The organism is Streptomyces sp. ISL-99, from assembly GCF_018614005.1.
Classification (GTDB): Bacteria; Actinomycetota; Actinomycetes; order Streptomycetales; family Streptomycetaceae; genus Streptomyces; species Streptomyces flavidovirens.
The window spans coordinates 1-21,745 of the sequence record NZ_JAGGPC010000081.1 but is presented as its reverse complement, the minus strand read 5'-3'; the positions used below and the strand labels follow the sequence as shown (position 1 = coordinate 21,745).

Here is a 21,745-nt window from a genome sequence, read left to right as displayed (position 1 = left end):
CCCAACCTCACGGGTCAGTACAGCTAGAGCGCCGCGGCTGCCTCTGCCGCCGCCGCAGCCGGTACCGGGCGGCGTACGAACAGGGCCGCCAGCGAGCCCGCCGCGAACAGCGCCAGCAGCGAGACCGCCGCGCCCAGCCACGTCGCGCCCAGCCACTGGCCGCCGAAGTAGCCGAGCCCCACGCTGTAGCCCGCCCACGCCATGCCCGCCAGGGCAGACCAGGGCAGGAACTCCTTCACCTTGCGGTGCGCGGCTCCTGCGCCCAGGGAGACGACGGAGCGGCCGGCGGGGGCGAAGCGGGCGATGACGACGAGGATGCCGCCGCCTCGGCTGAGCGCCGCGCCGAGACGTTCCTGCGCGGTGGTCAGGCGGCGGGAGCGGGCGATGGCCCGGTCGAGGCGGTCACCGCCGCGCCAGGCCAGCCGGTACGCCACGAAGTCGCCCAGTACGGACGCGGTCGTCGCGCACGCCATCAGCAGGAGGAGGTCGGGCACCTGGTGTGCCACCTGGCCGGCGGCTCCGGCGGCGGTGGTGGTGCCCGCCGCGGCGGCGGTGGCCGCCGTGATCACCAGGACTCCGCTGGGAAGGACCGGCAGGAAAACGTCCATGACCACGAAGACCGCGACCACCGCGTAGATCCATGGGCTGCCGGTCAGCGCCCCCACACTTTCGAACAACGTGACTCCCCGGTTCGTAACAACGCCGCGACGTCGCAGGGGAGCGGCAGGGGCGGCAGTACAGCCATACAGCGTACGCCTGCGATATCGGCGGAGATCGTCAGGGGTGGGGCGATGTTGGACATGTCACGTTCCACCGGTTGCCGGGAACAGGCCCGGGAATACGACGGGCGATACGGCCGCGGAAAGGGGCGATGCGGCGGGCGCCGCCGGCTCAGGTCGTTGTCGTCCGGTTCGCCGGCGGGGAGCTGAGGACCACGGTCGTACGTACCGTCACCGCCGCCCGCAGCGCCGCGCGCGCCACCGCGTCCGCGTCCGTCAGCGTCACCGAGTCGACGCCCGGCCTGGCGCCCGCCGCTGTCACCCAGTGCACACCTTCCGTGGGCACTCCGAACGCGAACCGGCGTGGGTGCGCCCGCCCCTGACTGTCTATCAGGCGGTACGGGCGGGGGGTGACGTCGAGGCCGCCCGTTTCGTACCCGTCGACCGTGTGCGGACGGCACTGGCCGGTCTTCAGGAGCCGTGCGAGGAGTTCGTCCGACGTACGCCGCAGATCGGGCTCCGGCAGCCGGGCCTCGATGAGGGTCGTGGCCGTGACCTCGGACCCCGCTATGTCGGGGGACGAGGCGACGAAGGCGCCGTCCGCCGTTCCCACCGTCATGCGCGGGCCGATCACATCCAGTACGCCCGCCTCGATCAGCGCCGTCATCTCCTCGATCCTCCTGCGTGGCGGGCCGATCGAGAGAAAGGCGTTCAGCGGCGTGTACCAGCGGTCGAGGTGGTCGCGGCGGGACGCGCCCGGCAGGCCGCCGTGGTCCACGATCTGCCGCAGTTCGTTGCGCAGGTCGCGCAGTACGTCGAGGGCGGCCTTGCGCGGGCCCGCCACATTGCCCAGCGCCGCGTGCGCCGCGTCCCGCCGCAGGTGGCGCAGGAGCCAGGCGCGGTGGTCCGCGGGGTCGCGGAAGGTGTGTCCGGTGTACGGGCGGGCGGTCAGCTCCCAGCACCAGCGTTCCTCGTGCGGTACGCCGAACTCGCCCAGCACGTCCGCCTCCTGGGCACTGCGGTGCGCGGCGGCGAGGAAACACCCCCGAAAGCCGGTGCCTTGGGCGGCGGCGCCCAGCAACGTCTCGTAATAGACCGTCTCCACCTCCTTCGCGACCAGCGGCCATATCTCGGCCAGGAAGTCGGGCGGATTCCCCGCGTCCGCGCGGGCGCGGAAGGCCGCGATCACGCGCGGGGTGAGGAGCAGCGGCTCGTGCCTGCCGTACGGGCCCTTCGCGTTGTCGCCGCGCGCCTGGTGCGGTACGCCGCGCCGCGACCCCGCGTACAGGCGCGGCTCGCGGCCCGACGGGTGGTAGACGAGGCCGCCGCCGGGGGCGCGGGTGAACGTTCCGCCGCGCCCGGCGGTCAGCAGCGCCATGTGGTCGAAGAAGTTGAGGCCGAGGCCGCGCAGCAGGACCGGTTCGCCGGGTGCGAGGGCGGACAGGTCGAGGTCGGCGGGGTTCGCCGGGGGAAGGTGGCGCAGGCCGTGGTGGGCGGCGTACGCGGCGAGGTGCGACTGGGACCGGTCCGGATGCGCCGGCAGGTGGCCCTGGGCGAGGACGACCGCGCTGAGGCCGGTGAGCGTCTCGCCGTTGTCGAGGGTGAGCGTCTGGGGGGAGCCGGGGCCGCCGGGGGCGTCCTGGAGGCTTACGGCCCGCGCCGCGTGCACGCGTACGGTGACCGAATCCGGCGCGCCGTGCACCACCTGGCGGAACACCCACTCCAGGTAGCGGCCGTAGCAGGCGCGGGTCGGGTAGTCGTCGGGGCCGAGCGCGGGCCTGCCGCCGAGGGAGTCGCCGCCGAGCGACTCGGCGCCCTGGGAGGCCGCCCACTCGTACAGGCTCGGCCCCGGGCGTATCGGGCCCTCGCAGCCGACGCTCGCGTCGGTGAAGAGCGTGACCTGCGAGGCGACCGTGTTCATCAGCAGCTCGGCGGGCTGTCCGGTACGCCAGACCTGGCCCGCCCCCGGCGGCGCGGGGTCGACGACATGCACCGTCAGCCTGACGTCCGGGGCCAGCGCGGGCACGGAGGCACAGAGCCGTTCGAGCACACTGGTGCCACGGGGGCCGGCGCCCACGACAGCGAGGGCTTGGTGCACTGCGGACAAAGCGGTGACTCCCGGGGCGAGCGTGGTGCGGGGGCGCTGGAGGCGGAGGGTCCGCATCATCATGCCGGTGGAGTGCGGGAAGTCGTAGCCCTGTCGCGCAGGATCTCCCCTGCTGTGGGAAGGATCACGGGGCGGCCGCCGGAGTGGCTCAAGGAGCGGCCCGAGACGCGGCTCAATGGGGGCCGCCGACGTGGCCGCGGATGCGGCCGTGGACGAGGTCGTACGGCTCGGTCATGGCCGCGCCGCGTGGTCCGGATCCAGGTCCGTCAGTTCCCTCTCCAGTACGGTCACCAGCCCCGCGCCCCCACCCCTCCTCGCCCGCGCCTGGTCCAGTCGCAGTACCGCCGACCGGCCCCGCAGTGTCAGTGTCATCAGCTGGTTGCCGAACCACGGGCCCGAGGTCTGCCGCCAGCCGATGCGCGGCTCCGCCACCCGCCCGTGCCGCGCCAGGAAGCGGCCGAGGCGCCGTCCCGTCCTGCTCCAGCCGAAGCGGAAGCCGAGCCGGATCGAGGCGGGAATGCTGTTGTGCACGGGGGAGCAGGTGAGCTGGAGCACCCGCGCCGCCGGGCCGGCCGCGCCGCGCCAGTGCGGTTCGGCGACGTACGCGTGGTGCACATCGCCGGACAGTACGCACACCGTCGCCGGCGCCGCGGGGCCCGAACCCGCCTCCGCGATCAGATCCGTCAGCTGCTCGAAGGACGCCGGGAACGCCGCCCAGTGCTCCAGGTCCGATCTCCGGCGCAGATCCTCGCCGAAGCGCGCCCAGCGCCCGCCGCGCCCGCCCCGCTCGCCCCGGCACAGCGCCGCGTTCCAGCCCTCCGCGTCGTGGATGAGCGGCGGCAGCAGCCAGGGCAGCGAGGTCCCGATCAGCAGGTGGTCGTACGAGCCGGGGCCCTCCAGCGCCTGGTCGCGCAGCCACCATGCCTCGGCGTCGTCGAGCATCGCGCGCCGGTCCTCGTCCAGGACGCGGGCCGCCCGCGTGTCGACCATCAGCAGCCGCACCCGGCCGAAGTCGCGCCGGTAGCTCCAGCGCACGCGGGCCGGGTCGGCGTCGGCCCACGCCGCGAACTCGCGCAGGCTGTCCGTGCCGTCCGGGACCGCCCGTACGGCCGCGTAGAGCTTGTCGTCCGCGAGCTCGGCCGGCGAGAGATTGCCCAGGTGCTGGTAGACCCAGTACGACATCAAGCCGCTGAGGACCCGCTCCCGCCACCACGGTGTGGCGCGCATCTCCGCGAGCCACGACGCGCTGGTGTTCCAGTCGTCTATCACGTCGTGGTCGTCGAAGATCATGCAGCTGGGGACGGTGGACAGGAGCCAGCGCACGTCCGGGTCGAGCCAGGACTCGTAGTACAGGCGGGTGTACTCCTCGTAGTCCGCGACCTCCGCGCCAATGGGGCGTCCCCTGCTCGAGCGAAGCCGAGAGCTTGGGGAAGGCTCGCGCAGGTCGCGCCGCGCGGCCAGCCAGCTCCGCGTGGCCTGTGAGATCTCGTCGGCGTACACCTGGTCGCCGAGCAGGAGCAGTACGTCGGGGCGTATCGCCGCCGGGTCCGCCGCGAGGCTCGCGGCGAGCGTGTCCAGGGCGTCCGGGCCCACGGGGTCCTTCTCGCCCTCGGCGGGCGCCGCCCACCGGCAGGAACCGAAGGAGACGCGCACCTCGTCGGTGGCCGTGGCGGGTGTACGGATCGTGCTCGGCGGGAAGCGGGAGTCTTCCAGGGGCCACACCCGCCGCCCGTCGAGCAGCACCTCGTACGCCGTCTCCGAGCCGGGGCGCAGGCCGGTCACCGTGACCAGCGCGTAGTGGTGCCCGGCGATCTGGAACGTACGGGACGAACCGCCCGCGCCACCCGTCCCGCCCGCGCCGTCGTCGCACCGCACCTCCGCCGTGCACGGCCGGTCCGTCTCGACCCACACGGTCGCGGCGTCACCGGTCTCGCGGTCGACGTGCCGCAGCAGTGGTCCCAGCCGAAGCCCGGCCATAAGTCGTCCTCCTCAGTCGCCCCGTACGGTACGGAACGACGGAGGGGGGCGGGGAGGTTCCTGGCCGTCTCAGTTGTTCAGCAGTTGTTGAGCACGCCCTGGAGCGCGCTCTTCTCGGCGGAGTCCACGGTCAGGTTCCAGTCGTGCTTCACGTGCACCCACATCCGGGCGTACACGCAGCGGTAGGCGGTGCGCGGCGGGAGCCATTCCGCCGGGTCCAGGTCGCTCTTGGCCTGGTTGACGTTGTCGGTGACGGCGATGAGCTGCGGGCGCGACAGGTCGTTGGCGAAGGACTGCCGCTGGGCGGTCGTCCAGCCGCTCGCGCCGGAGCGCCAGGCCTCGGCGAGCGCCACGACGTGGTCGATGTCGAGATCGGAGGCGGCCGTCCAGGTGGCGCCGTCGTACTCGGAGTACCAACTGCCGCTGACCGCCGCGCAGCTGGAGTCCTGCTGGACGTTCGTACCGTCGCGCTTGAGGACGACCTCGCGGGTGTTGCAGGCGCCCGACTGGGTGATCCAGTGCGGGAACTTGTCGCGGCTGTAGCCGGTGGACGAGCCCTCGGCCCGTTCGGTCAGCTGGCCGAGGTACGTGCGGGCGGTGGCGGCGCTCACGGGGGTGGGCGGGGACGCCTGGGCGGTGGGGGCGGTGAGCAGGATGCTCGTGCCGGTGAGGGCGGCGGACGCGGTGAGGACGGCTATGCGGCGGACTGCTCGACGCGATGCTCGACGCGCGTAGACACCTGACATGCGAACTCCCTTGATGTGGGGGGCTGGCCGGGACCGGGTCCGGACGGAGGACGGATGTGAGCTGGGACTGCCCGTCGCCGGGCCCGGCCATCGTGGCGGCGCCAGATTGCCGGGGGATGGGCGCCAGGTAACAGCGTGACGACATGAGCACGTCACATCAAGGGGTTTGACGTACCGACACGGCCCCTCCACCGCCCTAGAGTTGAGCGGTGCCCGCCCCGCCAGCGACACCTCTCGCCGCCGACGCCCAGGTCCTGCTGCCCGTCAACCTCACTCTCGGAGCGGTACTCGCCGTGCTGCTCGTGGTCGCGGTGACCGTCGTCGCCTGCGCCCGCCTCTCCGACGACGGATCCCGCCGCCGGGCCCGCTCCGTCGCCACCGCCGGCCTGCGGGCGGCCGTCCAGCTCGCCGCCGTGTCGCTCCTGATCGGCTGGGTCGTACGCTCCGGATGGCTGCTGCTCGCCTTCCTCGCCCTGATGTACGCCGTCGCTGTACGCACCGCCGGACGCCGCGTCACCCCCAACGCCACCTGGTGGTGGGCCGCCCTGCCGATCGCCGCCGGTGTCTTCCCCGTCGTCGCCGCGCTGCTGCTCACCGGGCTCGTACCGGCCGACGGCATCGCGCTCGTCCCCGTCACCGGCATCCTCATCGGCGGCGCGCTCACCGCGACCGTGCTGGGCGGGCGCCGCGCGCTCGACGAGCTCGCGGTGCGGCGCGGCGAGGTGGAGGCGGGCATGGCGCTCGGCCTCATGGACCGCGACGCCAGGCTGGAGATCGCCCGCCCTGCCGCCTCCGACGCGCTGCTGCCCGGCCTCGACCAGACCAGGACCGTGGGCCTGGTCACGCTGCCGGGCGCCTTCGTCGGCATGCTGCTGGGCGGCGCGTCGCCGCTGCTCGCCGGGGTGGTGCAGCTGTTCGTCCTGGTCGCGCTGCTGGCGGTGCAGGCGGTCGCGGTCGCGGCGGTGCTGGAACTGGTGGCGCGGGGGCGGCTGCACCGGGAGGACGCGGAAGCGGCGGAGGAGCCGGGGGACCAAGGGCCCTGACCGGGGCCGGGGCCGGTCGCGTACCCTGTTCGGAGCAGAAGGGGAGTAGCTCTTCGCCGGACCGTCGACATACTGCTGAGCACGCCTCAGCCGGCGCCCGGAGGCGGACAGGAATCCAGCAGGATGCCGGCCCGCCAGCGAGACCTTCGGCCGCAGTGTTGTTGTCTTTTACGACGCTGCCGTGCCGAAGCGACCCCTGATTCACGCAGGTTTCTCTCGGTGCGGGCAGCCCGACCGATTGAGGAACCCAGCCCCCATGATCAGTTTCACCGTCATGGCGATCACCTTCGGCACCGTCTTTCTCGCCGAACTCCCCGACAAGACCGCCCTGGCCGGCCTCGTGCTCGGCACCCGCTACCGCGCGTCGTACGTCTTCGCGGGCGTTGCGGCCGCCTTCGCCGTGCACGTGGCCCTCGCCATCGCGGCGGGCAGCGTACTGACCCTGCTGCCGCACCGGCTGGTGCAGGCGGTCGTGGGCGTTCTCTTCCTCGCGGGCGCGCTCGTGCTGCTCTTCAAGAAGGACGACCACGAGGAAGAGGTCAAGACCCCCGCCGACCAGTCCTTCTGGAAGGTCTCGGGCGCGGGCTTCATGCTCATCCTGGTCGCGGAGTTCGGCGACCTCACGCAGATCATGACGGCCACCCTGGCGGCCCGCTACGACAACCCGGTGTCCGTGGGCATCGGCGCGGTGCTGGCGCTGTGGGCGGTCGCGGCCATCGGCATCGCGGGCGGCCGCACGCTGATGAAGTACGTACCCCTGAGCCTGATCACGAAGGTGGCGGCGGCGCTGATGCTGTCGCTGGCGGCGTTCAGCCTGTACGAGGCCGTCGCCGGCTGACGGCCGGCCCCTGAGGCCCCGTGCGGGCGGGGCCTCAGGCGGTGATGTGCAGCCGGATCGTGCCGTCGGGCAGGGCCTCGATCCGTACCTGCGTGAGGTCGTTCACGTGCACCGTCGGGCTGTGGACGGCCGCGCGCGGTCCCACGCCCACCACGCGCATGCCCGCCGCCCTGCCCGCTGTGATGCCGGCTTCCGAGTCCTCGAACACGATGCAGTCGGCCGGGGCGTGGCCGAGTTCCGCCGCGCCCTTCAGAAAGCCCTCGGGGTCCGGCTTGCTCGCGCCCACCAGCTCGGCGGTGACGCGCGTGACGGGCATCGGGAGCCCGGCCGCCGTCATACGGGCCTGGGCCAGTGCCTCGTCGGCCGAGGTGACCAGGGCGTGCGGGAGACCGGCCAGCGCGGCCATGAAGGCGGGGGCGCCGGGGACCGGTACGACGCCGTCGACGTCGGCGGTCTCCTGGGCGAGGAGTTCGCGGTTGTCGGCGTGGTTCTGCTCGACGGGACGGTCCGGGAGGAGTACGGCCATGGTGGCGTACCCCTGGCGGCCGTGCACGACCTTGAGGGCCTCCTCCGGGTCCAGGCCGTGGGCCTCGGCCCAGCGGCGCCAGACGCGCTCCACTATCGCGTCGGAATTGACCAGCGTGCCGTCCATGTCCAGGAGAAGCGCGTTGGCGTTCAGAACGGTGGTGGTGGTGGCTGGCATCGACGTACTCCAGAGCGCGGAGGAAAAAGACAAGCGGCCCCGCCCGCCGGTCAGGGAAAACGAGCGGAGGCCACTTTGTTCCATCACGATACAAAACAAAGAGACGTAGCGCCACCCCGCCGCCTCGCCGTGCCTCTCGCGCCTCGGCCCGCGTCCGCCTCGGTCCGGGCCCGTCTCAGGGCTCCCGCGTCTCCGCCTCCAGCGCGCGACGCGTGTGGGGGCCGTACGTGCCCTCGGGGTCGCCCTGGATGCCGTGGGACGCCTGGTAATCGCGCACGGCCTGCTCGACCCGGTCGTTGAACTGACCGTGACCGGGGCCGTTGTAGAACTGGGCCTGCGCCAGCCTGTCCTGCAGTTCCGCCACCTCGGGCCCCCGGTCGCCCTTGCTCAGCACGGCGCCGGCGGGCTCCGGCGACTGCTGCACCGCGTCGGCCGACGGCGCTGTGGACGGCGCCGTCGAGGAAGCCGCCGTAATCGGCTCCGAGCCGGGAAGCGCGCCCGCGGACGCGTCTGCGGACCGCGCGGCCGAGTCGGCCTCGGCGACGGGTCCCGACGCGGAGGCCGACGCCGCGGAGACCGACGCCGAGGGGCCAGGAGAACGGGAAGCGGCGCCGGACGCCGAAGCTTTCGTCGCGGACGCCTCCGCTGCGGACGCCTCGGGGGCGTCGCTCGGTGCCGGTGCGCTGGTCGGCATGTCCGGCAGCGCGAACTCCCGCTCCTCGCTTCCGGAGAACAGCCCGCCGGTGAACGCCGCGACGCCCACCACCGCGACGACGGCCGCACCCACCGCGAGCCACAGCGCCGGCCCCGTGCGCTGCTCCCGGCGACGCGGGGAACGCCCCGGCCGGGAGCCGAATTCGTACAGGTCGTCGGCGGCTCCCGCGTCGGCCGCCCCATCCGTGCCTGTGCCGTCGAGGTACGCGGACTGCGCCGTGGAGGTGGTCGCGTCGTCCTCCGGCCCGCTCAGCACCCCGAGTGGCATTGTCATCGCCGCGGAAGCGTCATGGGCCGGGTAGGGAGGGACGGCGCGCTCGTGCGCTTGCGGCCCGTGAAGCGTCACGTACGGGCGTATCCGCAGCGGGTGGAAATCCTCCGCCGCCCGCTCCGCGCACCCGCAGCCGGGTCTGCCGTCCTCGGACGCGGCACCCCGGTCCGTACCGCACTCGGGACATATGTGTCCGCTCATCGTGGTCCCCTCCCTCGAACTGCCAGCGATTATGCAGACCGGTCGATGGGATGCCCAGCGGGGTCCCCGGGCTCGGCAGGCCATATCGGCCCACAACGATCAGGATGGAAGGGTGCACGACTCCCAGGGGACCCGAGGAGTAGTCCATGGCCCAGCAACCGAGCGGCGCCCCCGCCGCGGCCCCGGTAGCCGGCCCCGGCACAGGCCCGGGCGACAGCCGACGGACCATTCTTGTAGCCATCGGAGCGCTGCTGCTCGGCATGCTGCTCGCCGCGCTCGACCAGACCATCGTCTCGACCGCCCTGCCGACGATCGTCAGCGAACTCGGCGGCATGGAACACCTGTCGTGGGTCGTGACGGCGTACATGCTCGCCGCCACCGCGGCCACCCCCCTTTGGGGCAAACTCGGTGACCAGTACGGCCGCAAAAAGCTCTTCCAGGCCGCGATCGTCATCTTCCTGATCGGCTCCGCGCTGTGCGGCGTCGCGCAGGACATGTCGCAGCTCATCGGCTTCCGCGCGGTCCAGGGGCTGGGCGGAGGCGGCCTGATGGTGCTGTCCATGGCGATCGTCGGCGACCTCGTGCCGCCGCGCGAACGGGGCAGGTACCAGGGCCTGTTCGGCGCGGTCTTCGGCGCCACGAGCGTCCTCGGACCGCTCCTCGGCGGCCTGTTCACCGAGCACCTGAGCTGGCGCTGGGTCTTCTACATCAACCTTCCCGTCGGCGTCGTCGCCCTCCTCGTGATCGCCGCCGTACTGCACATCCCGGTCCGCCCCTCCCGCCACACCATCGACTACCTAGGCACCGCCCTCATCGCGTCGGTCGCCGTCTGCCTCGTCCTCGTCGCGTCCCTCGGCGGCACCACCTGGGCCTGGGGCTCGGCGCAGATCATCGGGCTCGCTGTCCTCGGCGCCGTACTGCTCGTGTGGTTCGTCCGCGTGGAGCGCAAAGCCGCCGAGCCGGTCCTGCCGCTGAAGCTCTTCAAGCTCAGGACGTTCACGCTCGTCGCCGTCATCAGCTTCGTCGTCGGCTTCGCGATGTTCGGCGCGATGACCTATCTGCCGACGTTCATCCAGGTCGTCCAGGACGTCAGCCCCACCATGTCCGGCGTGCACATGCTGCCCATGGTGCTCGGCATGCTGCTCACCTCGACCGCGTCCGGCCAGATCGTCAGCCGTACGGGCCGCTGGAAGGTCTTCCCGATCGCCGGTACGGGCATCACCGCCCTGGGTCTGCTTCTCCTGCACCAGCTCACCGAGACCACCGGCGCCTGGGAGATGAGCGCGTTCTTCTTCGTCTTCGGCGCCGGACTCGGCCTGGTCATGCAGGTCCTGGTGCTCGTCGCGCAGAACGCCGTCCGGTACGAGGACCTCGGCGTCGCCACCTCCGGCGCGACCTTCTTCCGCTCCATCGGCGCGTCCTTCGGCGTCGCGGTCTTCGGCACCATCTTCGCCAACCGGCTGATCGACAAACTCGACAACGCCCTCGCCGGGCAGCGGCTGCCGCCCGGCATCGGCCCCGAGCAGGTCGCCGCCGACCCGCGGGACATCGCCCTGCTGCCGCCCGGACTGCGCCCCTCCGTCCTGCACGCGTACTCCACGTCCATCACCGACGTCTTCCTCTACGCCTCGCCCGTCGTGCTCATCGCCTTCGTGATCGCCTGGTTCCTCAGGGAGGACAAGCTGCGCAGGTCGGTGACGGCGCCCGACGCGGGCCAGACGCTGGCGTCCAACCCGGTCGAGCGTTCCTCGTACGACGAATGCGTCCGGGCCCTGTCGGTGCTCGCCACGCGGGAGGGGCGGCGCAGGGTCTACGAACAGATCACCGCGAAGGCGGGCTACGACCTGCTGCCCGCGGCCAGTTGGCTGCTGCTGCGCATCAAGCGCGCGGGCTTTGTCGAACCCGCCTTCCTCGCCGACGTGACGCCCGTACCGCTGCGGGTCATCACCGAGGCGTCCCGGCAGGTGGAGGAGCGCGGGCTCGCCCGGCGCGAGGGCCTGCGACTCGTGCTGACGGAGAAGGGAACGGCGGTCGCGGCGAAGCTCGCCAAGGCCCGCGAGGAGTCCCTGGCCGAGCTGCTCGGCGACTGGTGGGGGCCGGACCGGCCGACCGATCTGATCAAGCTGGTCGAGGAGTTGAGCGCCGAGCTGAGCGGCTCCGACGAGGACCGCCCGGACACCCGGCGGCCCATACCCGACCACCACCTGTGAGGCTCTGTGAAGCTCGGTCACCTCAGAGCGACTTGGCGAACCAGTGCTCGGCGTACGGGCCCCGATTGAACGCCGGGACCTCGACGTACCCGTGCCTCGCGTACAGCGCGCGGGCCTCCACCAGGTCGCTGCGGGTGTCCAGCCGGACGCGCTTGACGCCGAGTTGGCGGGCCGCCGTCTCCGTCGCGGCCAGCAGCAGCGCGCCGCCTCCGGTGCCGCGGAAGGCCGGGCGTACGTACACGCGCGTCAGCTCGGCGGTGTCCGGGGCCATCACGCGCAGGCCCGCGCAGGCGGCGGCCGTGCCGTCGTACCGGCCGACGAGGAACTCGCCCGTGGGCGGCACGAGGCGTTCGGCGCCGTCGTCGGTGAGCCCCTCGTCGATCTCCCGCGCCGTCGCGGGGCGCCCCCAGTAACGGCCGGCCACCTCGTCGTAGTAGTCGCGGCGCAGGGCCGTCGACTCGGGGGTGTCGTAGCGCTCGGGGGTCACGTTCCAGGTCATGGTCACGTCTGTACCGGAACGCCCGGCCGTTTGGCCAACGGATTACTGGCAACCCGCAGCGTGACAAGCCGTTGACAGACCGAGAACCGGGAAGGCAGCCATGTCCACAGTCTGGATCATCGCCCTGATAGCGGTGGTCGTCATTCTTCTCGTCGCCGTGTTCCTCGTCGCCGGACCGGGCCGGCGCGGTGGCGGGCGCGGGCTGAAGAGGCGGTTCGGTCCCGAGTACGACAGGGTCGTCGCCCGCCACGACGGCGACACCAAAGCGGCTGAGCGCGAGCTCGACGAGCGCGTCAAGCGTCACGGGTCGCTCCAACTGCGTCCGCTGACCCCCGAGACGCGTGAGCAGTACGTCGCCCGCTGGGCGGCCATCCAGGAGCAGTTCGTCGACTCCCCACAGCACGCCGTCGCCGAGGCGGACCGGCTGGTGGCGCGGATCGCGGCCGACCGCGGTTTCCCGGCCGACGGGCAGTACGACGAGCAGGTCTCCGCGCTTTCGGTGCACCACCCGCAGCAGGTGGAGGGTTATCGCAGGGTCCACCGCGCGGCGCACACCGAAAGCAGTACGGAGCAGATGCGCGAGGCCATGCTCGACGCGCGTGAGCTGTTCGAGACGCTGGTCACCGCCAAGCCGGCGGACAGCGGCAGGCACCGCCCGCAGCACACCGACGACCGCCACGGCCGTTCGCACGCCCCGTGGTCGCTGGGCAAGGGGCACCACCCGAAGGGGAGTGGCGCGTAATGACGTACGACGCCGATCCGGAAACCAGGACCCAGCAGCAGCAACCGCCGCCGCTCGCGGTCCCCGAACGAGGCACCCCGCAGACGGCGGCCGGCCCCGGCCCGCTACCGAACCCGGAGGCCACCCCCGCGAGCACCTCCGCCGAGGCCCGGCTCATCCCGCAGGGCGAACGCGACAAGCTGGCCATGCGCCTCCAACAGGCCGTCAACACCTTCGTGGACGGCCCCCGGCGCGCGGTCGAAGAGGCCGACAGCGTCTTCGAGGAGGCGGCCCGCTGCCTGACCGATGCCATGGCCGAACGGCGCGGCACTCTCCGCTCGGCCTGGTCGGGCAAGAACCGCGAGGCCGAGACGGAGGAACTGCGGGTCGCCCTGCGCACGTACCGCGAGGCGACGGAGCGCCTGCTGCGGATGTGAGGAGGCCCGGCTGTCAGGCGTTCTTCGGACCGGCCTGCTGGACCACCTCGAACGACCACAGCGTGGAGCCGGAGGCGGCGGGCTTGGGACGCTCGCCGCCTTCACCCGCGCCAGGACCCTGGTGCGCGGCCTTCATCGGCCCCTCCATCCAGGCCTGGAACGACGCCTCGTCGGCCCACCGGGTGTAGACGAGGTACTGGTCGGTCCCCTCGACGGGCCGCAGCAGCTCGAACCACTCGAACCCGTCGGAGTTCTCCACGGACCCGGCCCGCGCCGAGAACCGCTTCTCCAGGACCTCACGCTGCTCGGCCGGCACAGTCAGCACATTGATCTTTACAACACTGGGCACATGACACCTCTCACGAAACGGGGCCCGTTGTGGACCCCTAACCTGCACCACGTGCGAGCAGTCTCTTACATCAGGCAGCCGAAGCAGCGCGAGGACGACTCTCAGTCATCCCCGCAGGACCAACGAACCGAGTGAGAGGCGCTCGCCACGGCGAGAGGCTGGCACTTTTGTGGTCGTGCGGTGGCCTCCCGTCGTACCGTCGGGTGGGTGAGCGAGCATCTGGGCGACAAGCTGGGACGTCTCCGGCGTATGGCCGACCTGACGCAAGAGGAGCTGTCCGAGCGAGCCGGCGTGTCCGTCGACGTGATCCGCAAGCTGGAGCAGCATAGGAAGTCATCGGCTCGCCTGCCCACGTTGCACGGCTTGGCGCAGGGGCTGGGCATTGAGCTGACGACGCTGTTGGGCGATCCTCCCGGCGTACCGTCGACGGGGGAAGCGGAGCCGCCGCAGCTCGTTGCGGTGCGCCGTGCCATCATGCCGCCGCTCTTCGCACCTCCGCCGGAACCGACGGGCGTTGAACGGCTCTCCCTTCCGCTGCTTCGTGCGGAGATCTCGGCTGCGTGGACGCTGTACCACGGCGCTGAGTTCGGGCGCCTGATGGAGCTGTTGCCGGGGATTATCGCGGATGCGCGCCTGACTGCCTCTGTCGGGGCTGACGACGAGCGAGCCGCTGGGCAAGCCGCTTTGGGTAAGTCGCTTCAGCTTGGTGGGCATCTAGCCATCCGAATGGGCAAAACTGACTTGGCGCTCTCCAGCCTGGAGCGCGCCATAGCGGCTGCCGATGCCTCGTCCGACCCCTTGCTGGCGCCGATGATCTCCAACTCCGTCGCGTGGGCTTATCAGCGTCAGAACCGGCTGGATGACGCGACGAATCTCGCTGTGTACGCCGCTGACGGAGTTGAGCGTGAGCAGCACACGAAGACCGCGGAGGGCGTCCGGGTATGGGGCGGCTTGCTCATGTCAGCCGCCACTAGTTACGCCAGGCGTGACGACTACGACCGTGCGGACGAGATGATGCGAACCGCTGAGAAAGCGGCTGTTCGCCTTAGCAAGCGCCAGGGGGATGCGCCTGGCGAAGGACACGCCCCCGTCGTGGCGAACGTGGCTGCTGTTGGACGTCGCCCGTGCCTACACCGACGTAGGCGAGGCGGAGAACGCGGTGAAGCAGCTGGAGAAGCTGAAGCGCGTCGCGCCTGCATGGATGCGGCATCACACACTGGCCGTCGCCATCGTTGCGGATCTATGGGAAGGGCCTTCCCGGCCTCCAGGGCTGCGCAAGCTCGCTGAGTTCCTCGGAATCGCCAACTAACGCGCTGTAAGTAGGCCGTTACGTCCCTGTAGCTCTCTGCCGATCGGCGGGACGCTTTCCGCACACCACTTGGCGGAGGCGATACGCATGACCTATGAGACGACGATGGGCAAGCCGGTCCATCTCTCGGACCCGATCCGTGCGTTACGGCCGAAGCCGGAGCCGGGATGTGACGTCTGCGCCTCTCTGGAGCGGCAGTTCGACGAGGCAGCCGACCCGCGACGCCCAGAGTTCGATCCGTCAAAAGCGACGGACTGCATGACGAGGAAGGCGCGCCGGTTGCCATTTTTGAGATGGAGTGCATGACGTGCCACGAGCGCTCAGGACCTCACGACAATGACGGTAAGCGGCCTCAGCTTTGGACGCTGGAGCGTTCGGGACGAGCCCCGGGGCATCGGTTGTTCAAGCTCCACACAGAGACCTACTGGCGCACAGAGCCCAGCGCGTCCAATCCGCTGGCGGACGTACCCGCATGAAGTTCGCGGCCGTGATGCTCTGGCTGATCCTGTGGGCCGTGATCGGTCTGTGGGCCGTCATGGCACCCGCGGAAGAGACTTCCGCTTCGCGCGGGAGGTGGCACTTCTCGTACCGGCCGTCAAGCGCCGACGGGGACGGGCGGCCGACCTGTTCGAGTGAGCACGGCGGTTCGGGGACCGACTCCCCGTAGGCACGATGAAGGGATGCACCATGACCGTTGCTGACTTCGAGTTCCGCACGTCCAGCGCCTGCAGGTACAACAACAACGATCCGCGCTGCGTGGCGGTCGCGACGAACGTGGTCGGCAAGGTGGCTGTCCGCAGCACCGTGAGCGGCCAGACGGTTGAGTTCACGGCCGACGAGTGGACCGACTTCCTGAGCGGTGCCAAGCTCGGGGAGTTCGACCTCTCAGCCTAGGAGTCGCCGTGCACGAGTGCCCCCGTTGCGGCAGCCCTGCTGTGCCCGACCCAGAAAGTCCGCAAGTTCTCTGGTGTCTGCGGTGCTGGCACGCGTGGGCACTCCAGCAGGCCACCGGCTGTGCGGGCTCGATGCCTCGTCGGATGTCCGCTCTGCGGATGTTGGACGAGTATCGGCACCTGAACCGCTGAGTGTCCTTCGCTCGGGCGTGTGGCCCTGGAGAGCTCACGGCTTCGGGTACGGAATTCGCGACACGTACGAAGCCCGCAGTTCACGGGCTTCCTCCTGCGTCGACACCGACGGCGGTGAGCCCGGCAGGGGCCTGCGGGCGCTTTCCGTCATGAAGAAGACCGCGATGCCGCCGACGACGGCCGCGGCCATCATGTAGTAGGCGGGCATCATCATGTTGCCGGTCGCGCCGATCAGCGCGGTGACGACCAGCGGGGTCGTGCCGCCGAAGAGCGAGACCGAGATGTTGAAGCCGATCGACAGGGAGCCGTAGCGCACCCTGGTCGGGAAGAGCGCGGGCAGCGCGGACGGCATCGACGAGGTGAAGCAGACCAGCAGCAGGCCGAGTGCCCCCATGCCGAGCGCGATGGCGAGCAGCGAGCCCTGACGGATCAGCAGCAGGGCGGGCACGGACAGGGCCAGGAAGCCGGCGCAGCCCGCGGCGATCACCGGGCGGCGGCCGACGCGGTCGGTGAGGCGGCCCATGAAGAGCTGCGCGCACATCATCAGCGCCATCACGCCGAGGACGACGAGCAGGCCGTGCGTCGCGTCGTACTTCAGCTGCTCGGTGAGGTACGTGGGCATGTAGGAGAGGAGCATGTAGTCGGTGACGTTGAAGACGAGCACCAGGGCGACGCACAGGAGCATCGCCCGCCACTGCCCGACCACCATCTCCTTCAGGCCGGCCCTCTTCCTACGGGCCACCTGGTCCGCGCGCGCCTCCTTCTCCAACTGGGCGAAGGCCGGGGTCTCTTCGAGGCGCAGGCGCAGGTAGAGGCCGATGATGCCCATGGGGCCCGCGATGAGGAACGGGACGCGCCAGCCCCAGGCGACCAGGTCGTCGGCGCTGAGCAGGGCGGTCATCAGAGTGACGAGGCCGGCGCCGCCGATGTAACCGGCGAGGGTGCCGAATTCGAGGAAGCTGCCGAAGAAACCGCGGCGCTTGTCGGGGGCGTACTCCGCGATGAAGGTGGAGGCGCCGCCGTACTCGCCGCCGGTCGAGAAGCCCTGGACCAGGCGGGCGAGGAAGAGGAGCGCCGGCGCCCAGATGCCGATGGTCGCGTACGAGGGGATCAGGCCGATGGCGAAGGTGCCCGCCGCCATCATGATCATGGTGATGGCGAGGATCTTCTGGCGGCCGACGCGGTCGCCGAGCGGACCGAAGACCATTCCGCCGATGGGCCGTACCAGGAAGGCCGCGGCGAACGCTCCGAACGTCGACAGCAACTGCGCGGTGGGGTCGCCGGAAGGGAAGAACACCTTCCCGAGCGTGACCGCGATGTAGCTGTAGACGCCGAAGTCGAACCACTCCATGGCGTTGCCGAGAGCGGCGGCCTTCACTGCCCGCCTGACCATCGCGGGGTCGGTGACGGTGATGTCGGCGGGCTCGGGACGGGAGTCAACAGGTATGGGGGTCGGCACGAATTTGCCCGCCTGCGCTTTCTCTGGATGGACGACACGGCAAACGTGACCATAGGCGCTTAACCGGTCTTTACGGACGGTGTGGAGTTGATCGCTCCTCGTCCACCTGACCAGCCGCAAGCTGGGCAAACGTGCCGCGCGCCGAGTCCGCCGCGACCCCCTCGCCTGTGATCCATCTCGCGCCCCATCGGTGGAACGGGGACCGTGGGAAGCGAGGTCTTCCGGACAAAACCGGATGACAGTCAGGCGAAGCGGGGGTTGCCTGAGTCTTCCGTACGGGGCAGTGCGAGGCTCTACGCACCATGCAGGTGGGGTGCGGGGACAGGTGGGGAGGGTCAGCGCGACGTGGCGAATGCGGAGCGGGGCGTACCGGGCGGCGCCGTTGGGGCGATCGGTGCCGGGAACAGGGTCGCAGCGGCGCGGATAGTCCTCTGGGCCGTCGTGGCCGCACTGGGCGCGCGGCAGATCGCGATGGTGCTGCGTACGCCGCCGGGCGAGCGCCTGACCGACCTGGAGACCTGGATCGGCGACCGGGGCGTACTGCACGTGGCGGGCTCCCTCTACGACACCGACCGCTTCATCGGTACGCCCTTCGCCGGACTCGTCCTGAAGCCGCTGGCCCGCTCCGCCGAGCAGAGCCTCGGCGTGGCCTGGACCTTCGGGACGCTGCTGCTCGTCGCCGTACTGGGCATGGTCGTTGCCCGCGCCCTGCCGGGCCCGGTCTCCCGGCGCACCGCGCTGCTCGCCGCGCCCGTCGCCATCAGCCTGCTGATGCTGTCGCTGCCGGTCCGCAATACGCTCCACCTCGGCCAGACCAGCGTCATCCCGGTTCTCTTCGTCCTCCTCGGCTGCTTTCAGGCGCGCGGGGAACGCAGTTCCGGCGTCCTCATCGGCGTCGCCGCCGCCCTTCAGCCCACCGTGCTGCTGTTCGCGCCCCTGCTGTGGCTGACGGGCCGCAGACGCGCCGCGCTCACCACGGGTGCCACGTTCGCCGCCTGTTCGGCGCTCGCCTGGGCCGCGCTGCCGCAGGACTCGTGGACGTACTGGGTGCACCATGCGGCCGGCGCGGGGCTGGGCGCGCGACCCGACAGCCTCGCCAACCAGTCGCTGCACGGCGCGTTGCTCCGGTTCGGTCTCGAAGGCCCGCTGGAGATCGCGCTCTTCGTGCTCCTGGGCGCGGCCGTCGCCGTACTCGGACTGCGGCGCGCCGTCCGTTACGCCCGCGACGGCCAGTTGCTCCTCGCCGTCGCCCTGACCGGCTGCGTCGCGGTCGCCGTGTCGCCGACGGCCTGGCAGCACCAGCTGCTGTGGGTGCTGCTCGCGGTGGTCGGCCGGGTCGGCAAGCGGGCCTCGGACCGGCTGGTGTGGCCCGCGGCCGTCACCCTGGTGATGACGCTGCCGGGCACGATGCTGCTGCCGAACGTCGGACCGCTCATTCCGGTCCGCGACAACATCCTGCTGGTGGCGGCGCTCGCGGCGGCCTGCGCGGTGCCGTTCGTGTCGCGCACCTCGCCGTACTGGCTCCAGCCCCTGCCCACCGACTACGCGAGACCGGTCGCGGGCCGCTGGAGACGGGTGCCGCTGCTGCCGTTCTGGCGCCGGGTCCTCACTCGCCCCAACCTGCTCCTGGAACTCCTGCTGATCCGCGCCGGTTACTCCGCCTACTCGCAGGTGCGCACTGCCGCGACGGGCGGGCGCGCCACCGCGGAGGAGAACGCCCGGCAGGTCGTCTCGGTGGAGCAGTTCCTGCACATCGACATCGAGCGCTGGATCAACCACGCGGTGGTGAAGACGGACGGTCTTGAAGCCTTCTTCAACTTCTACTACTCCTCCTTCCACTTCCTCGTACCGCTGGCGATCCTCGGCCTGCTGTACGTCCGCCGCCCCGCCGACTACCGCTGGGCCCGCAGCTCCCTCGGCTTCGCGACCGTGCTCGCGCTGGCCGGCTTCTGGCTCTATCCGCTGGCCCCGCCGCGCCTGATGCCGGGCCTCGGTTACGTCGACACGATCCACGGCCCGCAGGATCTGGCGAGTCCCGAGTACGGCGCGCTGACCGCCCTGACCAACCAGTACGCGGCGATGCCCTCACTCCACTTCGGCTGGTCGCTGTGGTGCGGCCTGGTGGTGCTCCTGATCACGCCGAAGCTGTGGATGAAGCTGCTCGGCCTGCTCCACCCGTTCTTCACGGTGTGCGCGATCGTCGCCACCGCCAACCACTGGGTGCTCGACGCGGTCGGCGGGGCGGCGGTGGTCATGGCGGGCTTCGGCCTGACGTACGTCCTGGCAGGCCCCCGCGAGCTCCTTCAGCCCGCGCCGGACGCGGCACCACGTGAACCGTCACGCCCCAGAGCCGATAGGTGCGGAGGAAGTGAGATCCCGGCGGGAAGAGCCGGATCCGGCTCCGGTACGCCGAAGTAGGTGCCCATCGGTACGACCCCGGCCCACAGTCCCAGCTCACCATCCGGCCCGCAGCACGGCGTTGAGATCCTCGCGGCCGGTGCGTCCCTGCTCGCGCAGCCGCCGGTGCCGCGTCCGCTCGGTCACGGGCAGATGCTGATTCCCTTCTGACGTTCGGTGGTTACCATGGCCAAGGCCCAGCGGAACATCATCGTCAACTTCCCCCGTCCGCCAGCACATGGCGACTTCCGCTGCCGTCAGCCCCCCGCACACCGTCTGAGGGACCGTGCTATGACATTGCCCGCTGCCGCCGCCGCCCGCCCGCGCCGTGCACCGGGGCGGCGCCCGCCCTGGACCCTGTCGGCGGCGGGCCTGACCGTCGTCGCCGCCGCCGGGGGCACCGCGGTGGCGCTGGCCCCGGACGCGGCGCACTCCTGGGTGCTCGGGACGGTCGTCGCCGGCGGCCTGTGTGTCGTCGGGCTCGTCGTCACCGCCGCGGTACTGGCCCACCGGCTCGCCGCCGCGCGGCGCGCCGCCCACGACGAGCAGGCCGAACTGCGCCTGCGAATATCCCGGAGCACCGGGGACATCGCGCACCTGGTGAACATCACGCTGCCCCAGATGGTGCAGCGCCTGCGTGACGGTTCGGACGCCTTCGACGCCCTGGCGTCCGCCCAGCGCCCCGCCGACCCCCAACTGGAAAGCCTCCTGCGCGTCTTCACCACCGAGCTGGGGGAGGCGGCCGGCCGCGCCGCGGCGGCGGAAGCCGCCCACGACGACGCCGTACAGCAGATGCGCCGGGGCGTGGACGAACTGGACCGTCTGACGGCCACCGCCCTGCCCGCCGCCGTGGCGGCACTGCGCCGGGGCGCCTCCGCCGACACGGTCCTCGCCGGGCTCGACATGCCCGCCGAGGCGCGGCTGCGCGCACTGCTGGAGCAGATGGTGCGGGAACTCGGCGTCAGCGAGCGGCGCGCGTCCGCCGCACAGGCCGCGAGCGCCAAGGCGCTGGGCCGGGTGCAGGCCAGGGCCGTCAGCATGCTGGCCGACCTCCGTGAGATGCAGGACCGGCACGGCGCCGACGTGTTCAGCGACCTGCTGAAGCTGGACCACAGCACCTCGCAGCTCGGGCTGCTCACCGACCGCCTGGCCATTCTGATGGGCGGCCGGGCGAGCCGGGCGTGGAACAAGCCCATCGTCATGGAGAGCATCCTGCGCGGCGCGGTCGGCCGGATCGCCGACTTCCGCAGGGTGCGGCTGCACTCCGCCAGCACCGTCGCGATCGCGGGGTTCGCGGCGGAGGGCGTCATGCACCTGCTGGCCGAACTGATGGACAACGCCGCCAACTTCTCGCCGCCCATCGACGAGGTCCACGTGTACGTGGAGGAGCGCAGCGCGGGCATCGTGGTCACCATCGAGGACAGCGGCCTGCGGATGGCCGACGCCGCGATGCGCCGCGCCGTGGAAGCCGTCTCCGGCAGGTCCACCGACCTGGCGACCCTGCAGGGCACCCGGCTCGGCCTCGCGGTGGTCGGGATCCTGGCCGCGAAGTACGGCATCTCCGTGAACTACCGGCCCTCCTCACGGGGCGGCACCGGCGTGGTGGTGCTGCTTCCGCCGCAACTGCTGGCCCAGCAGCGCGGACCGGTGCCGGCCCCGGCGCAGCCGCGTACCACTCCGGTGCCGGCCGTGCGGACGCGTACGGCCGTACGGGAGGCACCCGCGCCCGCCTCCACCCGCGCGCCCGCCTCCGCCCCTGCTCCCGCCTCCGCCGCCGCGCCCGCTCTGCCGCCGCTGCCCGCGCCGCCGCCGCAGCACCTCGTGCAGCAGCGAGGACTCCAGCCGCTGGTAGTCCCCCGGCGTCCCCCCGAACCCGCACCGCGACCCCAGCAGCCCGGACACGGCGGACGCCCACCCCCGCGCGCCGCCGCGGCGAAACGGCAGCAGACCCGCCAGCCGG

General features: G+C 71.5%; 16 protein-coding genes and 3 pseudogenes. 9 read left to right on the top strand and 10 right to left on the bottom strand.

The features are described 5' to 3' along the window. Positions 1-23: 23 nt before the first annotated feature. The 4 genes from J7E91_RS33415 to J7E91_RS33400 form a co-directional block, all read right to left on the bottom strand. The gene (locus J7E91_RS33415; protein ID WP_214910834.1) at positions 24-677 is read right to left on the bottom strand and encodes a DedA family protein; all 654 of its coding nucleotides are present in this window, start codon (positions 675-677) and stop codon (positions 24-26) included. A gap of 214 nt (positions 678-891) precedes the next feature. After that, complete coding sequence (locus tag J7E91_RS33410) at positions 892-2,883, bottom strand: FAD/NAD(P)-binding protein (protein ID WP_214910840.1); 1,992 nt, start codon at positions 2,881-2,883, stop codon at positions 892-894. A 174-nt stretch (positions 2,884-3,057) separates the two neighbouring features. Then, positions 3,058-4,803, bottom strand: coding sequence for an alkaline phosphatase D family protein (locus tag J7E91_RS33405; RefSeq protein ID WP_214910832.1), 1,746 nt, complete (start codon positions 4,801-4,803; stop codon positions 3,058-3,060). Between the two features lie 77 nt (positions 4,804-4,880). Then, positions 4,881-5,549 carry an HNH endonuclease family protein gene (locus J7E91_RS33400; protein WP_214910830.1) on the bottom strand — a complete coding sequence of 223 codons (669 nt, stop codon included), beginning with the start codon at positions 5,547-5,549 and terminating at the stop codon, positions 4,881-4,883. 209 nt (positions 5,550-5,758) lie between these two features. Between J7E91_RS33400 and J7E91_RS33395 the strand changes: the two genes are divergently transcribed. After that, entirely contained in the window at positions 5,759-6,592 is an 834-nt protein-coding gene (locus J7E91_RS33395) for an ABC transporter permease (protein WP_214910828.1), read from the top strand. Between the two features lie 256 nt (positions 6,593-6,848). Then, positions 6,849-7,430 (top strand): TMEM165/GDT1 family protein, encoded by a 582-nt coding sequence (locus tag J7E91_RS33390; protein WP_214910826.1) that lies wholly within the window; start codon positions 6,849-6,851, stop codon positions 7,428-7,430. 34 nt (positions 7,431-7,464) lie between these two features. Here J7E91_RS33390 and J7E91_RS33385 read toward each other — a convergent pair whose 3' ends face one another. Next, positions 7,465-8,133: an HAD-IA family hydrolase gene (locus tag J7E91_RS33385; protein WP_214910824.1), complete on the bottom strand. Its 669-nt coding sequence runs from the start codon at positions 8,131-8,133 to the stop codon at positions 7,465-7,467. 175 nt (positions 8,134-8,308) lie between these two features. Then, positions 8,309-9,319 carry a peptidoglycan-binding protein gene (locus J7E91_RS33380; protein WP_214910822.1) on the bottom strand — a complete coding sequence of 337 codons (1,011 nt, stop codon included), beginning with the start codon at positions 9,317-9,319 and terminating at the stop codon, positions 8,309-8,311. 146 nt (positions 9,320-9,465) lie between these two features. Between J7E91_RS33380 and J7E91_RS33375 the strand changes: the two genes are divergently transcribed. Then, positions 9,466-11,529, top strand: a complete 2,064-nt coding sequence (locus tag J7E91_RS33375; RefSeq protein WP_214910820.1) for an MDR family MFS transporter — start codon at positions 9,466-9,468, stop codon at positions 11,527-11,529. Between the two features lie 22 nt (positions 11,530-11,551). On the opposite strand, the gene J7E91_RS33370 is transcribed toward J7E91_RS33375, so the two are convergent. After that, positions 11,552-12,028, bottom strand: a complete 477-nt coding sequence (locus J7E91_RS33370; protein ID WP_214910818.1) for a GNAT family N-acetyltransferase — start codon at positions 12,026-12,028, stop codon at positions 11,552-11,554. A 100-nt stretch (positions 12,029-12,128) separates the two neighbouring features. Here J7E91_RS33370 and J7E91_RS33365 point away from each other — a divergent pair, with 100 nt between their 5' ends. Together J7E91_RS33365 and J7E91_RS33360 are read left to right on the top strand one after the other, a co-directional pair. Next, entirely contained in the window at positions 12,129-12,770 is a 642-nt protein-coding gene (locus J7E91_RS33365) for a hypothetical protein (RefSeq protein ID WP_214910816.1), read from the top strand. Then, positions 12,770-13,186, top strand: a complete 417-nt coding sequence (locus tag J7E91_RS33360; protein ID WP_214910814.1) for a hypothetical protein — start codon at positions 12,770-12,772, stop codon at positions 13,184-13,186. Before J7E91_RS33365 ends, J7E91_RS33360 begins: the two co-directional genes overlap by 1 nt. A 13-nt stretch (positions 13,187-13,199) precedes the next feature. Here J7E91_RS33360 and J7E91_RS33355 read toward each other — a convergent pair whose 3' ends face one another. Beyond that, entirely contained in the window at positions 13,200-13,535 is a 336-nt protein-coding gene (locus J7E91_RS33355; RefSeq protein ID WP_214910812.1) for an antibiotic biosynthesis monooxygenase, read from the bottom strand. Positions 13,536-13,784: 249 nt separating this feature from the next. Between J7E91_RS33355 and J7E91_RS33350 the strand changes: the two are divergent. Both J7E91_RS33350 and J7E91_RS33345 read left to right on the top strand, forming a co-directional pair. Continuing rightward, positions 13,785-14,844: pseudogene (locus J7E91_RS33350) on the top strand (helix-turn-helix domain-containing protein). 687 nt (positions 14,845-15,531) lie between these two features. After that, the gene (locus J7E91_RS33345) at positions 15,532-15,738 is read left to right on the top strand and encodes a DUF397 domain-containing protein (RefSeq protein WP_214910810.1); all 207 of its coding nucleotides are present in this window, start codon (positions 15,532-15,534) and stop codon (positions 15,736-15,738) included. Between the two features lie 225 nt (positions 15,739-15,963). Here the strand turns inward: J7E91_RS33345 and proP are convergent, their stop codons facing one another. Further along, the gene (proP, locus tag J7E91_RS33340; protein WP_308377536.1) at positions 15,964-17,388 is read right to left on the bottom strand and encodes a glycine betaine/L-proline transporter ProP; all 1,425 of its coding nucleotides are present in this window, start codon (positions 17,386-17,388) and stop codon (positions 15,964-15,966) included. A gap of 345 nt (positions 17,389-17,733) precedes the next feature. Between proP and J7E91_RS33335 the strand changes: the two genes are divergently transcribed. Continuing rightward, a complete protein-coding gene (locus J7E91_RS33335) occupies positions 17,734-19,806 on the top strand; it encodes a bifunctional glycosyltransferase 87/phosphatase PAP2 family protein (RefSeq protein WP_308377535.1) in 2,073 nt (690 codons plus the stop codon). Positions 19,807-19,971: 165 nt separating this feature from the next. Further along, positions 19,972-21,345 (top strand): annotated as a pseudogene (locus J7E91_RS33330) (ATP-binding protein); the annotation flags it as partial. 237 nt (positions 21,346-21,582) lie between these two features. Here J7E91_RS33330 and J7E91_RS37130 read toward each other — a convergent pair. Beyond that, positions 21,583-21,745, bottom strand: a pseudogene (locus J7E91_RS37130) (transglutaminase family protein); the annotation flags it as partial.

What these genes read in the sequence shown, in the direction of transcription:
- J7E91_RS33345 (WP_214910810.1), top strand. Translation starts at nt 15,532, where the DNA reads ATGACCGTTGCTGACTTCGAGTTCCGCACGTCCAGCGCCTGCAGGTAC.
- J7E91_RS33380 (WP_214910822.1), bottom strand. Translation starts at nt 9,319, where the DNA reads ATGAGCGGACACATATGTCCCGAGTGCGGTACGGACCGGGGTGCCGCG.
- J7E91_RS33360 (WP_214910814.1), top strand. Translation starts at nt 12,770, where the DNA reads ATGACGTACGACGCCGATCCGGAAACCAGGACCCAGCAGCAGCAACCG.
- J7E91_RS33370 (WP_214910818.1), bottom strand. Translation starts at nt 12,028, where the DNA reads ATGACCTGGAACGTGACCCCCGAGCGCTACGACACCCCCGAGTCGACG.
- J7E91_RS33385 (WP_214910824.1), bottom strand. Translation starts at nt 8,133, where the DNA reads ATGCCAGCCACCACCACCACCGTTCTGAACGCCAACGCGCTTCTCCTG.
- J7E91_RS33405 (WP_214910832.1), bottom strand. Translation starts at nt 4,803, where the DNA reads ATGGCCGGGCTTCGGCTGGGACCACTGCTGCGGCACGTCGACCGCGAG.
- J7E91_RS33375 (WP_214910820.1), top strand. Translation starts at nt 9,466, where the DNA reads ATGGCCCAGCAACCGAGCGGCGCCCCCGCCGCGGCCCCGGTAGCCGGC.
- J7E91_RS33410 (WP_214910840.1), bottom strand. Translation starts at nt 2,883, where the DNA reads ATGCGGACCCTCCGCCTCCAGCGCCCCCGCACCACGCTCGCCCCGGGA.
- J7E91_RS33365 (WP_214910816.1), top strand. Translation starts at nt 12,129, where the DNA reads ATGTCCACAGTCTGGATCATCGCCCTGATAGCGGTGGTCGTCATTCTT.
- J7E91_RS33390 (WP_214910826.1), top strand. Translation starts at nt 6,849, where the DNA reads ATGATCAGTTTCACCGTCATGGCGATCACCTTCGGCACCGTCTTTCTC.
- J7E91_RS33400 (WP_214910830.1), bottom strand. Translation starts at nt 5,549, where the DNA reads ATGTCAGGTGTCTACGCGCGTCGAGCATCGCGTCGAGCAGTCCGCCGC.